Below are 13,740 nucleotides of genomic sequence, written 5' to 3'. Positions count from 1 at the left end.
AAATTCAACGTGATTGCAACTGGGAGGAAAGCATGACCATGAAATCCACACGCCGCCAATTCCTGATTGGAACCGGCCTTCTCACCACAGCGGCCGCCTTCCCGGCGTTCGCACAGGACAAGCCGAAATTGCGCTTTTCGGCAGTCTTCTCGGAACAGGATATCCGCGCCAACATGATGAAGACATTCGCCGAGGAGATCGGCGGAGACTTCACCTTTGAGGGCTATTATGGCGGCACGCTGTTCAAGCAGGGCACCGAACTCGTAGCGCTCCAGCGCGGCAATCTGGAAATGGGCAACATCGCGCCGCAGGATGTCGCAAACCAGATTCCTGCCTGGTCGATCCTGACTTCGGCCTATCTGTTCCGCGATGCGGCTCATCTGAAAACCTTCTTTGCCAGCGAACTCGGCACCGGGATGAAGAAGATGGTGCTGGACCAGCTCGGACTGCACGTTCTGGGGCCTACCTATTTTGGTGCGCGCCAGGTCGGCCTCGTCCCGAAGAAGAAGATCAACACGCCGGCCGACATGGCCGGCATCAAGCTGCGCATGCCGGGAGGCGATGCCTGGCAGTTCCTCGGGCGCTCGCTCGGCGCAAACCCAACGCCGATGGCCTATGCGGAAGTCTATACGGGCCTGCAGACGGGCGCGATCGACGGCCAGGACAATCCGCTTCCCAACGTTCAGAACATGAAGTTCTACGAAGTGATGTCGCAGATCGTGCTGACCTCGCATCTCGTCGGCTTCGACCTGCTCGTGGTCTCGGACAAGGTCTGGAAAGAGATGTCGCCCGAACAGCAGGCGAAGTTCCAGGCAGCGGCCGACAAGGCCATCGACTGGAGCGCTGCCGAGCACCTCAAGCAGGAGGAGACGCTGCTCGCCTCCTTCAAGGAAAAGGGGCTCGACATCTACACGCCGGATATCGATGCCTTCCGCAGCAATGCGCAGAAGATGTATCTTGAGTCCGACCTGGCCAAGAGCTGGCCGGAAGGCATGGTCGAGAAGATCAACGCGCTCTAGGCACTGCTTGCTGCCCGCCCCGAAACATGGCGGGGCGGGCAGCGCTTCGGCTCGACTTCAGGCCGCAGACGCGGCCGGCGCGGGGCGTAAAATTCTGGAAAGGGGGGCCTCGTGGCCAGATTGTTTTCTACCGACACTTTTGAATGGCTGCGGGCACGGGCCGAGAACATCGCATCGGCGATGCTGGCCGTCATGTTCGCGGCCTTCATGCTGCAGATCGTGTTCCGCTACGTGCTCAACCTCTCCATCGGCTGGACGCATGAGATCAGCGTCGTCCTGTGGATATGGCTGGTTCTGTTCGGCAGCGCTTTCGTCGTGCGCGAACGCGAGGAAATCCGCTTCGACCTCATCTATGGTGCGGTCGGCGACAACACGCGCCGGATCATGGCCATTATCACGGCCGCAGCGCTCATCGTGCTCTTCGGCGTCTCGCTTCCCGCCGTCATCGACTATGTCGGTTTCATGAAGGTGGAGCACACCGCCTATCTGAAGATTCGCTTCGACTATCTCTATTCGATCTACGTCGTTTTCGCTGTTGCGATGATCATCCGCTATCTCTGGATCGGCTGGCAGGCCATCCGCGGACACGCTCCTGAAGCGTTCGACCCAACCAAGGCGAGTTCAGGCGTATGAACCTTACCAGCCCTTTTTCCATATCCATCGTCGTCATCACCATTCTCGCCTTTCTCGGCCTGCCGATCGGACTGGCGATGATTTCCGGCTCGATCCTCTATCTCTACATGGCCGGCCTCGACATGGGCACCGCCGCCGAGCAGTTCCTCAACGGCATGTATTCGAACTACGTCATCCTCGCCGTGCCGCTGTTCATTCTGGCGGCCGAAATCATGAATAGCGGCTCGATGACCGAGCGGCTTCTGCGCTTCTGCAACGTGCTCGTCGGCCGCTTCCGCGGAGGCCTTGCGCAGGTCAACATCGTGCAGAGCATCATCTTTGCCGGCATGTCTGGCTCGGCAATCGCCGACGCTGCCGGCAGCGGGCGCATGATGCAGAACATGATGACGCGCGAGGGCCGCTATACCCCCAGCTATGCAGCGGCGCTGACGGCTGTGACGGCCGTGGTCGGCCCGATCATCCCGCCATCCATCCCGCTGGTGATCTACGCGCTCGTATCGGACGCATCCATTGGATACCTGTTCCTCGCCGGCGTGGTGCCGGGTCTGCTGATGTCGTTCATGCAGATGGGACAGGTGGCCTGGACCGCGCGGCGCAACAATTTCCCGGTCGAGGAAGCGGTGCCGATGCGCGACATCCCGCTCATCACCTGGCGAGCGCTGCCGGCGCTGTTCATGCCGATCCTGCTGCTTGGCTGCATCTACACTGGCATTACGACGCCTACTGAAGCAGCAGCCCTCGCCGCCTTCTACGCGCTCGTCATCTCGATCGTGTTCTATCGAAGCCTGACGTTTCGCGAAGGCTACAACGCGCTGCTCGTCAGCACCAAGACCAGCGCTTCCATCGGCATGCTCATCGCCGGTTCGCTCGTCTTCAACTATGTCGTGACGGTCGAGAACATTCCCGACAGCCTGCGCGTCATCCTGACTGCCTGGGATCTGACCCCAGTCCAGTTCCTGCTTCTGGTCAACGTCATCCTGCTGCTGCTGGGCTGTGTGCTCGAAGGCACGGCGATCCTGCTCATCATCGTGCCGGTTTTCATTCCGACCGCGCAGGCGCTCGGCATCGACATGGTGCATTTCGGCGTGATGGTAGTGGTCAACATCATGCTCGGGCTGGTGACGCCACCCTATGGCCTGCTGCTCTTCATCATGACCAATATTTCGGGCGCGCCGATCAAGGACATCATCCGCGACTGCCTGCCATTCCTGTTCTGGATGGTGGTGTGCCTCGGGCTGATCACCTTCATTCCCGACCTCGTGCTGTGGCTGCCGCGCATGGCCGGTTACGCCGGCTGAGGTCCCGGGGGGCCGGCAACGGCCTCCCCTCGCCAAGCCCATCGATAAAACCGGAGCAACTCATGACCAAGCCGATCTTCGTGATCAACGGGCCAAACCTCAACCGGCTCGGCAAGCGCGAGCCGGAAATCTACGGCACGACGACGCTGGCCGAGGTCGAGGCGATGTGCAGACAGGCAGCCGGCCAGAGGCCGCTGCGCTTCCACCAGTCGAACATCGAAGGCGAGATCATCAACTGGATCCACGAGGCGATCGACGAGGGTGCGGGCATCATCATCAACCCCGCCGCCTTTACCTTCACCTCGATCGCGATCCTCGATGCGCTGAAGATGTTTCCCGGCCCGATCATCGAACTTCACATCTCCAACATCCACAAGCGCGAGGCCTATTATCACAACTCCTTCGTGTCGAAGGTCGCGACAGCCGTCATCGCCGGGCTGGGTCCCAAGGGATACCCGACCGCCGTTACGGCAATGATTGGATTGATCGAGGCTTAGCCGCGCCGCTCCGGAAAGAGTTCGCGCAGGCCTTCGCGCGAGGCCTTTGCCACGCCGCGCTCGGTGATCAGGCCGGTAACCAGCCGCGCCGGGGTTACGTCGAAGGCGGGGTTGCCGGCCGTGGTGCCTTCGGGCGAGACGCGCACCTGCGCGATTTCGCCGGATGCCGTCTTGCCCCAGACCAGCGAAACCTCGTCGCCGGAGCGCTCCTCGATCGGTATTTCCTTCAGGCCGTCGCCGACGGTCCAGTCGATGGTGGGCGACGGCAGCGCGACATAGAACGGCACGTCGTTGTCGCGCGCAGCCAGCGCCTTGAGATAGGTGCCGATCTTGTTGCAGACGTCGCCGTCCGCCGTGGTGCGGTCGGTGCCGACAATGACCATGTCGACCGCGCCGCGCTGCATCAGATGGCCGCCGGCGTTGTCGACGATCAGCGTGTGCGGCACGCCGTGGCCGACCATTTCCCACGCCGTGAGTTGCGCGCCCTGATTGCGGGGTCGCGTTTCGTCGACATAGACGTGGACCGGAATGCCCTCCGCCGCCGCCAGATAGATCGGCGCGGTGGCGGTGCCGTAGTCGACGGTCGCCAGCCAGCCGGCATTGCAATGGGTCAGGATGTTGACGGTCTCGCCCGGCTTCTTTTTCGCGGCAATCGCGCGGATGATTTCCAGCCCGTTGCGGCCGATGCCGCGATTGAGTTCGATATCCTCGTCGGCGATCTCGGCGGCGCGCTTGTAGGCAGCCTTGGCGCGTTCGCCATTGGGCAGCGACCGAAGCAGGTTGCGCATCTCGTCGAGAGCCCAGCGCAGATTGATCGCGGTCGGGCGCGTCTCGTGCAGCTTCTCCCAGGCGGCGTCCAAGGCTTCGTCAGAAGGGTCATCGAGCGTCTGCAAAGCCATGCCGTAAGCCGCCGTCACGCCGATCAGCGGCGCGCCGCGCACCCACATGTCGCGGATAGCGGTCGCAATCCCGTCCACTGTGCCGACAGTTTCGATGCGAAAATCATGCGGCAGCCAGCGCTGGTCGATGATGTCGACCGAGCGGCCGTCTTCATTCAGCCAGATCGTCCGGTAGTGGCGGTCTCCGACATTCACGCGACTTTCTCCTTTTCGATCAGACCGGCCAGCGTATTGATTTCATCGAGGCTGTGGATGTGGCGGCGGTTGACGACGAGATGCCGGCCGAATTTCAGCGCCTTCGTCTCGCAGGCGGCGCGCAGATCCTCGTCCTCGATGGTCTCGAAATCGGCGTTGTGGGCGAGGCCGAGAATGCGGCGGTGAATCTCGACGCCGGCAAAGCCCAGCATATCAGTCCAGATGCCGTGCAGCACATGATCGAGCGCCTGCTCGCTGCCGAAGATATCGCCGCGATCTTCGAACAGGCTTTTGGCGTAGAGCATGCCGCTGCGTTCGGTCCGCCACAGATGCGCGAACTCGGTGCGGAAGACCGACCATGTCTCGACGATGACGCCGAGCAGATAGCCGCGCTGAGCCTCACGGCTGCCACCCAGCTCATGGCCGCGCTGCGAGAAGAACGCCATCCAGAAATTCGCCAGCAGCATGCCGACATCGAAGGCCATCGGGCCATAGAAGGCGAATTCGGGATCGATGATCCGCGTGTCCTCATCAGTCACCATGATGGAGCCCGAGTGGAGGTCGCCATGCAGCAGCGTCTCGGCATTGGCCGCAAAGAGATGCTTCAGCTTCTGCGCCTCCACCTTGAGATCGCGGTCGGCGCGCAGCTCAGTGACGATGCCATCGAGCTGCGGCGTGGTGTGGCGATTCATCGCCGCTTCGAAATAGGGATCGGTGAAGACGAGATTTTCGGTGATGTCGCAAAGCTCGGCATTGTCGGCAAACAGCGCCAGATCCTCCTTGCGCGCCCGCGCCTTCATGTGGAGGTCGGAGCCGCGGAACAGGGTGCGGGCCATAAACAGGCCGAGGTCGCGCGCGATCTTCGGCGGGGTGCGTCCCTCGATCAGCGCCCGGCGCAGGATGATGTGCGGCGACAGATACTCCATGACGATCAGCGCCTGAACTTCGTCGAAATGGTGGATCGCCGGCACCGTGCCCTTGCCGGCGCGGGCTTCCTGCCTTGTCAGCGCGTGATATTCGAAGAAGGACCGCTTCAGCGGCAGCGGCCAGCTATCGCCGACGAGACGGACATAAGGCAGCGCCTGCTTGACGACCACGCTGCCCTTGTCGCCCTCAACGATGAAGACGAGGTTGAGATTGCCATCGCCGACCTCGCGCACTTTCCACTTGCCGGTGTCCGTGCCGATGCGTGCGGTGACCGCCTCCGTGCCGCCCAGCCGCGACGCCAGCGTCTCGATCGACAAAGCCTCGAATGTCATCACTTTCGTCACCGGTTCCTCCCGTCGCCTGCCTGCTCCAAGCATGACGGACCAGACAAGACCATGAAAGGGGTAGCTCACCATTCTGTCAAATGTCAATCGTATTGACATTTGATGATGCGCTTCATAGCATCCTGTTCATTGGGAGGAAATGAATGGTCGAGGGTGCCGTGTTCCGCGCTGCGGGCCTGAAGAAATCCTTTGGTCCCATTCAGGTGCTTGGCGGGGTCGGGCTGGAACTTCACGCGGGTGAGGTGACGGTGCTGATGGGCGCCAATGGCGCCGGCAAGTCGACGCTCGTGAAGATCGTCAGCGGCGTCTACAGCCTCGACCAAGGTGAAATCACCCTCGACGGAAAGCCCTTCCAGCCGGCCACTCCTGCAGAAGCCATTCGCGCCGGCGTAGTGACGGTGCATCAGAACATCGCCGACGGCGTGGTTGCTGCGCTTGATGTCGCCACCAACCTCACGCTCGACCGGCTGAACGGCAAGGGCGCGCCTCTCCTGTTCAATCCACGCCGCGTGCGCCGCGAGGCCCGCAAGGTCGCGGATGCGATGGGCCTGTCGATCGACCTCGACGCCCAGATCGCAGACCTGTCGCTGGCCGACCGGCAGATGGTGGCGATTGCGCGCGCCATGGCGCATGAGCCCAAGGTGCTTATCCTCGACGAGCCGACCTCGTCGCTCTCCAGCGCCGAAGCCAACCGGCTGTTCAAACTGATCGACCATCTGCGCGGGCGCGGCGTGGCGATCCTCTACATCTCGCACCGCATGTCCGACATCCGCCGGCTTGCCGACCGCATCATCAGCCTGCGTGACGGCGTCATTGCCGGCGTGTTCGGGGAAAAGCCTCTCGACTATGAAGGCGCGGTCAATGCCATGCTCGGCCAGAAGATCGGTCTCAGCGCGGTTGCCGTGCGTCATGCCGACGGGGCGATCTTTTCTTCCGAGCATTTGAAAATTGCCGAAGGATCGACGCCCTTTTCGCTGACGCTCGGCGACGGCGAGATCGTCGCCATCACCGGCCTCGTCGGCGTCGGCAAGACGGCGCTGGCCGAAACGCTGTTCGGACTGCGCAAGCCATTAGCCGGCAATATGAATTTGAATGGCCGGCCCTATGCGCCGAAATCGACGAGCGAGGCCATCGATGCCGGCGTGTTCCTCGTGGCCAAGGACCGCGCCGAAAACGGCATCGTCCACGACTTCAACATCTACGAGAATATGAGCCTGCCCTTCCTCCAGCGTCTGTCGCGCATGGGCATACTGCGGCGGGGCGCGGAACGCACCACGGCGCGGCAGCAGATCAGCGATCTCGGCATCGTCTGCCGCACCGAGCGGGACGAGATGGGCACGCTTTCGGGCGGCAACCAGCAGAAGGTGATGGTGGCGCGCTGGATGTCGCAGAATGCGCGGCTGTTCATTCTCGACGAGCCGTTCCAGGGCGTCGACATCGCCGCGCGCCGCGACATCGCCGCCAAATTGCGGGCCAGTTCCGCCGGACGCACCACGCTCATCTTCGTCACTGAACTCGACGAGGCGCTCGAAACCGCCGACCGCATTCTGGTGATGTCCGAACACAGCATCGTCGGCGAACACCGCAATGCCGAAGTCGACATGGACCGACTGCTTGCGGAGATCGCCGGGCAGCCGGTACGGGGCGCCGCATGAGGCTACAAAGACACAGGAGCCAGGACAGAATGCATTTCATGACGATTTCGGCGCGCGCCGGCGGAGGCTGCGCGGAATGACAGTGCGTGACCTTGCAATGCGCTACGGCTTCCTCGCGCTTCTGGCGGCGATGATTGCCTATTTCGCCGTTTCGGCCAGCGGATTCGTCTCGCCGCAAAGTGCGGTCTTCATCTTCCAGTCGGTCGCGATCACCGGCGTCCTGGCGCTCGGCGTCACCGCCACGCTGGTCGTCGGCGGCTTCGACCTGTCGATCGGCTCGGTCGCCACGACGGCGATGATGGCGGCCGCCTATGTCATGGTGGTGCTGGAACAGAATGCGCTTGTCGCCGTCATCGTCTGCCTGGCTATCGGCGTCATCGTCGGCCTGATCAACGGCTTCCTGATCGTCTATATGCGCGTGCCGGACCTGCTTGCGACGCTCGGCATGATGTTCCTGCTGGTCGGCCTTCAGCGCATCCCGACCGAGGGCCGCTCCATCGCCACCGGCATGACCATGCCCGACGGTTCGGTGGCGAGCGGCACCTTCAGCCCGGCCTTCCTGGCGCTCGGGCGCCACCGCTTCGATTTCTTCATTCCCAACCTCGTGCCGGTCTCGGTCGTGGTGCTTCTGATCCTTGCCGTGCTGATCTGGTTCTTCCTCGAATACACGCGTTTCGGGCGCATGATGTATGCGGTGGGCAGCAACGAACGCGCAGCCCAACTCGCCGGCGCGCCTGTCAAGGCATACAAGATCTGGGCCTATGTGATTTCCGGCATTTTCGCCTCAATCGGCGGGATTTTGCTGGCCGCCCGGCTTGGACGCGGCGACATCGCATCGGGTAACAATCTGCTGCTGGATTCCGTTGCCGCAGCGCTCATCGGCTTTGCCGTTCTGGGTGCTGCAAAGCCCAACGCCTTCGGCACGGCGATAGGCGCGCTCTTCGTCGGCATCCTGTTGCAGGGGCTGACGATGATGAACGCGCCCTACTACACGCAGGACTTCGTCAAAGGCGTGGTTCTGGTGGTTGCGCTGGTCTTCACCTTCGCATTGTCGAGGAGTGGCCAGAAATAGGTTTGATACTTTTGAACTCAGGTTTTCAGTGGAGGAAAGTCATGAAGATCGATCGCAGAACTCTCGGTAAAATGGCAATGGGCCTGGTCGGCGCCACCTGCCTGATGCAACTGCCGGCCATGGCCCAGGACAAGCCTGCGCCCTTCGACAATCCCGGCAACGTCAAGATCGCGCTGGTGCGCTATCTCTCGACCGGCGATTTCTTCCAGGCCTATCTGTCGGGCGTGGAAAGCCAGGCAAAGGCGCTGGGTGTTGACCTGCGCGTGCTCGACAGCCGCCAGGATGCTGCCCTTCAGGCCGACATGGTCGACCAGGCGATCGCGCTTGGCGTCAACGGCATCATCATCCAGCACGGACTGACCGAATCCATGAAGGAAGCGGCACAGCGCGCGGTCGATGCCGGCATCAAGGTCGTCGCCTTCGACGTCAATGTCGAGAACGACAAGATCCCGCAGATCGAGCAGTCGGACCGCGACCTCGCCCGGCTGGCGCTGGAGCAGGCCATCAAGGACAATGGCGAAAGCTGGAAGGCCGGCTATGTCTATGTCGCCGGCATCGCCCCGCTCGACCGCCGCAACGAGACCTGGGTGGACTTCAAGAAGAAATATCCGGGCATCGAGGAGAAGGCGATGTTCGGCACGCTTGACAATCCGATCGCCAATTCGGTCGCCAACCAGGCGCGCTCGGTGATCACCGCCAATCCTGACATCAAGGTGATGTTCGCCCCTTATGACGAGTTCGCCAAGGGCGTGAAGATCGCCGTCGACGAGGCCGGCCTGTCCTCCGACATCAAGATCTACTCGGCCGACATCTCGACCTCCGACATCGCCGCGATGCGCGAGTCGGGCAGCGCCTGGGCCGCCACCGCCGCCACCAACCCCGCCGTCGTCGGCCAGGTCTCGGTGCGCGCGCTGGCACAGCTTCTGGCCGGCGAAGACCCGGGCAAGAGCGTCATCGTTCCGCCGACGCTGATCACCCAGAAGGATCTCAACGACAACGACATCAAGAACATGGAAGACCTGTCGGCCAAGCTGCCGCAATTCGCCCATGCCGATGTCGCCATGCCTGCCTGGATGCCGAACCCGAACGCGAAGTAAGAGGCGTTTTCTGAACGGAACGAGAAGGGCGGCTCACGGGCCGCCCTTTTTCTTGCATGCCGGATATCCAAAGCATATATCTGGATATCTGAAGGAGATATCCGATGGCCCTGTTTATCCGGGACGAAACCGTGGATCGCCTCGCAAGCGAAGTGCAAAAGGCCCTGAAAACGACCACCAAGAAGGAAGCCGTCCGCATTGCGCTGGAGCACGAATTGGAGCGAGCGCGGCGAGCACGCCCGCTGACCGAAGTGGTCGCTGATCTTCAGGCCAGAGTTGCAGCACTTGGGCCCGGCGACCCGGACTTTGACATGAAGCGCTTCACCGACGAAATGTGGGGCGATATCTGATGTTCGTCGACGCCTCGGTGATCGTTGCCATTCTGAGCAAGGAATCTGACTGGGACATAACACTCCGAAGGCTCGAAGCGCACGAAGCGCCGCTCTACATCTCGCCGCTGGTGCGCTTCGAAGTTGTCCAGGCTTTGGCCCGAAAACGGGCCAGTCATTCAGCCAAGCCTTCGGCGGCGGCGATCGAAGAGGCTGATCTGATTCTCGATGCCTTCATTACGCGTTTGCGGATCGAAGAGATTGCAGTCTCGGTGCAAATCGGTGCGCTCGCGGTCAAAGCCAGCATGCGCTACGGCAAAGCGGTCGGTCATCCGGCCGACCTCAACTTCGGCGACTGCTTCGCCTATGCCTGCGCCAAGGCGCTCGACGTCCCCCTTGCCTACAAGGGCAACGACTTTGCGTTGACCGACATCGCTTGAGGCGGCGGATCGGCTAAATCCACCGCCCGACCTCGCTGATCCCTACCTACCGCAACGCCGCCGCGATATTGCCGCCGTCGACGGTGGTCACATCAGCCGTCGTACGTTCGGCGAGCGCCTGATGCAGGAAGGCCAGCGCCACGTCCTCGGCCGTCACCTCCTGCCCGAGCAGATTGCCCGACATGTAGTCCTTTTCCGACAGGCCGCGCGCGGTCGAGCGGCTGGCGATCATGGCGTCGGTGAGTAGGCCGGAGCGGATGCGGTCGGCATTGACCGCGTTGGAGCGAATGCCGAGCGCGCCATATTCTAGTGCATATTGCCGCGACAGGAACAGCGTCGCTGCCTTGGGCAGGCCATAAGCGCCGAACTTCGCGCCGGGATTGACCGCCTGCTTGGAAGCGTTGAACAAAAGCACGCCGCCGGTGCCCTGCTCCCTAAAGATGCGCACGGCATTCTGCGCCACGCTCTGGTGGGCGAAGAAATTCAGCTCGAAGCTCTTGCGCAGCAGCGCATCGTCGATGTCGCCGATCGCGCCTTCCCAGGCTGCACCGGCATTGGAGACGACGATATCGACGCCGCCATAGGTGGCCACCGCTGCATCGAAGGCCGCGCGCACGTCTTCCGGCTTCGTGATATCGCCGCCGACGCCGATTGAATTGTTGCCGGCCTTCTTGGCGACCTCCGCCGCCTTGGCGGCATCGAGATCGACCACCACGACATGCGCGCCGGTCTGCGCGAACAGCTTGGCGGTCGCCGCCCCGATTGCGCCGGCGCCGCCCGTCACCAGCACCACCTGTCCGGTCAGCGGCTTGGGCTTGTTGGAGGCGAGCTTGGCCTGCTCCAGCGACCAGTATTCGAGGCCGAACAGTTCAGCGGCGCTGAGCGGGTGGAAGTCGCCGACGGCTTCGGCACCACGCACTGCCTCGATCCACATCTCACCGACATCGGAAGCGATTTTCGCATCCTTCAGCGTGCGGCCATGGCCGAACATGCCGAGCCCCGGCACCAGCGACAGGCGCGGCATCGGGTCGAGCATGGTGCGCTCGACATCGTCCAGTGCATTGTTGGTGTCGAAATAGCTGCGGTAATCCTTCTCGAAGGCCGCGACATGCTCGCGGATCGCCTTCTTATAGTCGCCAAGTTTTTCGGCGTCCGGTGCCGGCAGCACCATCGGCCCGGTCTTGATGCGGATCGAAAGATCGGGCGTGCTGACGCCCTGTTTTGCCAGCGCTGCGAGGTTCGGCCGGTTGAGGAACTCGACGATCGAAGGCGAGGTGCGGAAGTCGCTGACCATGCGATCGAAGCGGCCCTCGCCGCGGTCGAAGGCGACCGCGCCGCGCAGGAAAGAGGCAAAGTCGGCCGGCTTGGCGAGCGTCTTCGGCAAGGCAATCAGCTTCGGTGCAGGCTTGGCATTTTTTGCCACATAATCCTCGGCCACCGTCACATGATGGATCATGCGATCGTAAGCTTCCTTTGCATTGTCGCCGAAGGTGAAGATGCCGTGCTTGTCGAGGATGAGGCCTTCGACGCTGGTGTCGGCGTCGAACACTTCGGCTGCCGCCTTGGCAAGATCGAAGCCCGGCATGATGTAGGGAACGTATCCCATCTTCGGGCCAAACACCTTGCGGATCAGCGCCTCGCTGTTCTCGCCCTGGTCGACGATGGCAAGCACGGCGGTCGAGTGGGTGTGGTCGACAAATTTGTGCGGCAGGAAGGCATGCAACAGCGTTTCCACCGACGGGTTGGGCGACGACGGATCGATGAGATTGGCGCGCTGCAGGGCGACCATATCCTCATCGGACAGCCTGTCGAGCGCACGGGCCTTGAGCAGCGATCCCATCTTCACCGCGGGCAGGCCCTGCGGCTCGATGACGGCCATGTCCCAGCCGCTGCCCTTGACGCAGAGCACGTCCCATTCGTCGCCGACAAAATCCTTCACCCGCATCTTGGCCGAGGTGTTGCCGCCGCCATGCAGCACCAGCCGCGGCTCGCCGCCGAGCAGGCGCGTGGTGTAGACGCGGAGCGCCAGATCGCGCGCGACGCCCTTCTTGGCATAGGCCTCGACAAGCGCTTCGGCTTCGGCGTCATTCCAAAGGTTTTTCATGCTCTCTTCCCGTATCGCGTGTTCTTGAAGGTTCGTTGATTTGTCGAGTCAGGCCGAAGCCCTGACCGATGGCTTCGCCGCGCGCGCCAACAGCCGCCGCGCCATTTCAGCGGTGATCACCAGATGCGAGCACAGGCCGCCGGCAAGGGCAGCGAGCAGCGGCTCAAGCTTGCTGTCTTCCTGGATCACCACCATGCGCCGCCTGATTGCCCGGATCGAATTGAGGTCTGCCGAAATGATGCGGCGATTGTAATCGCAGTCGAGCAACGTTCCGTGACGGTCGATCATCTGGCCGGCAACGACGCCGGCCGCGCCATTGTCACGCAGCGCATGCACTTCGCTCGGGCTCATCGCGCCGCATTTGACGACATGGCTGTCCTCATCGACCGTGCCGATCGAATAGAGTGCCAGGTCGCAGTCGGCGACGCTTGCCAATTGTTCGCGGATGACCGGCTCGTCGCGCAATTCCCGCGCCAGCCGTTCCGAACTCAGCACCAGCGGCGCATAGAAATTCAGGCCCTTGGCATTGAGCCGCCGGGCAATTTCCATAGTGCACTGGTCGGGCCGGTAGGAATAAGGCGCGCCGAGATTACCGCAGAGCTGCACCACCGTGACATCCTGAAGGTCGGCGAATGGCATGACGTCGGCCATGGAATAGACCGTGCGGCCCCAGGCGACGCCAATGCGCTGGCCGCGCTCGACCAATTCCAGAAAGACGCTCGCCGCCACCACCGGCACTTCGGCAGCAGCATCCGGCCCGTCACGTTCCGGTGAAACCACCCAGACGGTGTCGAGGCCGAAGGCGTCCTCGACCTCGCGCGCCAGCACGTCCTGGCTGAAAAGCTGCGTCGAAGTCGATATGGTGACGATGCCGGTATCTCGCGCCTTGCGCAGATACATGGCGACAGATGCGCGCGAAATGCCGAGCTGCTTTGCAACCTCGTCCTGGCGCAAGCCATGCGTATAATAGAGCCATGCGGCCTTATGGATGATCTGATCTGTCGCCCGGATCGCCATCGCTCCGCTCTCCCATTTTTTACATTATTCACTGAGGCTGACAAAAGTCAATCGATCCCGCTTCTGTCGCGCGAAGGGTATTCTCCGACGGTCCCAGCGGTGGAACCACCCCCACCCCTAGCCCCTCCCCGCAAGGGGGAGGGGGACGATTTCATCACTTTTTTGCTGCCAAGAACGTTGAAGTTTGCAGCTAGGCGGGCGCGCGCAAAAGTTC

Annotated in this window: 13 protein-coding genes; 9 read left to right on the top strand and 4 right to left on the bottom strand. The window is 62.3% G+C overall.

Features of this window, described 5'->3' with window-relative positions; translation table 11 throughout:
* The first annotated feature begins 32 nt into the window (after positions 1-32).
* From dctP to G6N74_RS18690, 4 genes are all read left to right on the top strand, one after another.
* The gene (dctP, locus tag G6N74_RS18705; protein WP_165119474.1) at positions 33-1,019 is read left to right on the top strand and encodes a TRAP transporter substrate-binding protein DctP; all 987 of its coding nucleotides are present in this window, start codon (positions 33-35) and stop codon (positions 1,017-1,019) included.
* Between the two features lie 180 nt (positions 1,020-1,199).
* Positions 1,200-1,652, top strand: a complete 453-nt coding sequence (locus G6N74_RS18700; RefSeq protein WP_091918611.1) for a TRAP transporter small permease — start codon at positions 1,200-1,202, stop codon at positions 1,650-1,652.
* Positions 1,649-2,950 (top strand): TRAP transporter large permease, encoded by a 1,302-nt coding sequence (locus G6N74_RS18695; protein ID WP_165119473.1) that lies wholly within the window; start codon positions 1,649-1,651, stop codon positions 2,948-2,950. Before G6N74_RS18700 ends, G6N74_RS18695 begins: the two co-directional genes overlap by 4 nt.
* 62 nt (positions 2,951-3,012) lie before the next feature.
* A complete protein-coding gene (locus tag G6N74_RS18690) occupies positions 3,013-3,447 on the top strand; it encodes a type II 3-dehydroquinate dehydratase (protein WP_165119472.1) in 435 nt (144 codons plus the stop codon).
* Here G6N74_RS18690 and mtnA read toward each other — a convergent pair.
* Positions 3,444-4,541 carry an S-methyl-5-thioribose-1-phosphate isomerase gene (mtnA, locus tag G6N74_RS18685; protein WP_165119471.1) on the bottom strand — a complete coding sequence of 366 codons (1,098 nt, stop codon included), beginning with the start codon at positions 4,539-4,541 and terminating at the stop codon, positions 3,444-3,446. The two genes, G6N74_RS18690 and mtnA, sit on opposite strands and share 4 nt — an antisense overlap.
* Positions 4,538-5,800 (bottom strand): S-methyl-5-thioribose kinase, encoded by a 1,263-nt coding sequence (mtnK, locus tag G6N74_RS18680; RefSeq protein ID WP_246245816.1) that lies wholly within the window; start codon positions 5,798-5,800, stop codon positions 4,538-4,540. Before mtnK ends, mtnA begins: the two co-directional genes overlap by 4 nt.
* A 155-nt stretch (positions 5,801-5,955) precedes the next feature.
* Here mtnK and G6N74_RS18675 point away from each other — a divergent pair, with 155 nt between their 5' ends.
* The 5 genes from G6N74_RS18675 to G6N74_RS18655 all read left to right on the top strand — a co-directional run bounded on the left by G6N74_RS18675 (position 5,956) and on the right by G6N74_RS18655 (position 10,405).
* The gene (locus tag G6N74_RS18675) at positions 5,956-7,467 is read left to right on the top strand and encodes a sugar ABC transporter ATP-binding protein (RefSeq protein ID WP_165119469.1); all 1,512 of its coding nucleotides are present in this window, start codon (positions 5,956-5,958) and stop codon (positions 7,465-7,467) included.
* Between the two features lie 76 nt (positions 7,468-7,543).
* Positions 7,544-8,539: an ABC transporter permease gene (locus G6N74_RS18670; protein WP_165119468.1), complete on the top strand. Its 996-nt coding sequence runs from the start codon at positions 7,544-7,546 to the stop codon at positions 8,537-8,539.
* 41 nt (positions 8,540-8,580) lie between these two features.
* Positions 8,581-9,636: a substrate-binding domain-containing protein gene (locus tag G6N74_RS18665; protein ID WP_091917410.1), complete on the top strand. Its 1,056-nt coding sequence runs from the start codon at positions 8,581-8,583 to the stop codon at positions 9,634-9,636.
* 104 nt (positions 9,637-9,740) lie between these two features.
* Positions 9,741-9,986, top strand: coding sequence for a type II toxin-antitoxin system VapB family antitoxin (locus G6N74_RS18660; RefSeq protein WP_165119467.1), 246 nt, complete (start codon positions 9,741-9,743; stop codon positions 9,984-9,986).
* Positions 9,986-10,405 carry a type II toxin-antitoxin system VapC family toxin gene (locus G6N74_RS18655; RefSeq protein WP_165119466.1) on the top strand — a complete coding sequence of 140 codons (420 nt, stop codon included), beginning with the start codon at positions 9,986-9,988 and terminating at the stop codon, positions 10,403-10,405. The genes G6N74_RS18660 and G6N74_RS18655 overlap by 1 nt, the downstream gene beginning before the upstream one ends.
* A gap of 46 nt (positions 10,406-10,451) precedes the next feature.
* On the opposite strand, the gene G6N74_RS18650 is transcribed toward G6N74_RS18655, so the two are convergent.
* Positions 10,452-12,509 (bottom strand): bifunctional aldolase/short-chain dehydrogenase, encoded by a 2,058-nt coding sequence (locus G6N74_RS18650; protein WP_165119465.1) that lies wholly within the window; start codon positions 12,507-12,509, stop codon positions 10,452-10,454.
* A 48-nt stretch (positions 12,510-12,557) separates the two neighbouring features.
* Complete coding sequence (locus G6N74_RS18645) at positions 12,558-13,526, bottom strand: sugar-binding transcriptional regulator (protein ID WP_165119464.1); 969 nt, start codon at positions 13,524-13,526, stop codon at positions 12,558-12,560.
* Positions 13,527-13,740: the final 214 nt, after the last annotated feature.

This window comes from Mesorhizobium zhangyense (assembly GCF_011045115.1).
Taxonomy (GTDB): Bacteria; Pseudomonadota; Alphaproteobacteria; order Rhizobiales; family Rhizobiaceae; genus Mesorhizobium_M; species Mesorhizobium_M zhangyense.
Note: the sequence above shows the minus strand (reverse complement) of the source record. Positions and strands in the feature narration are given on the sequence as shown.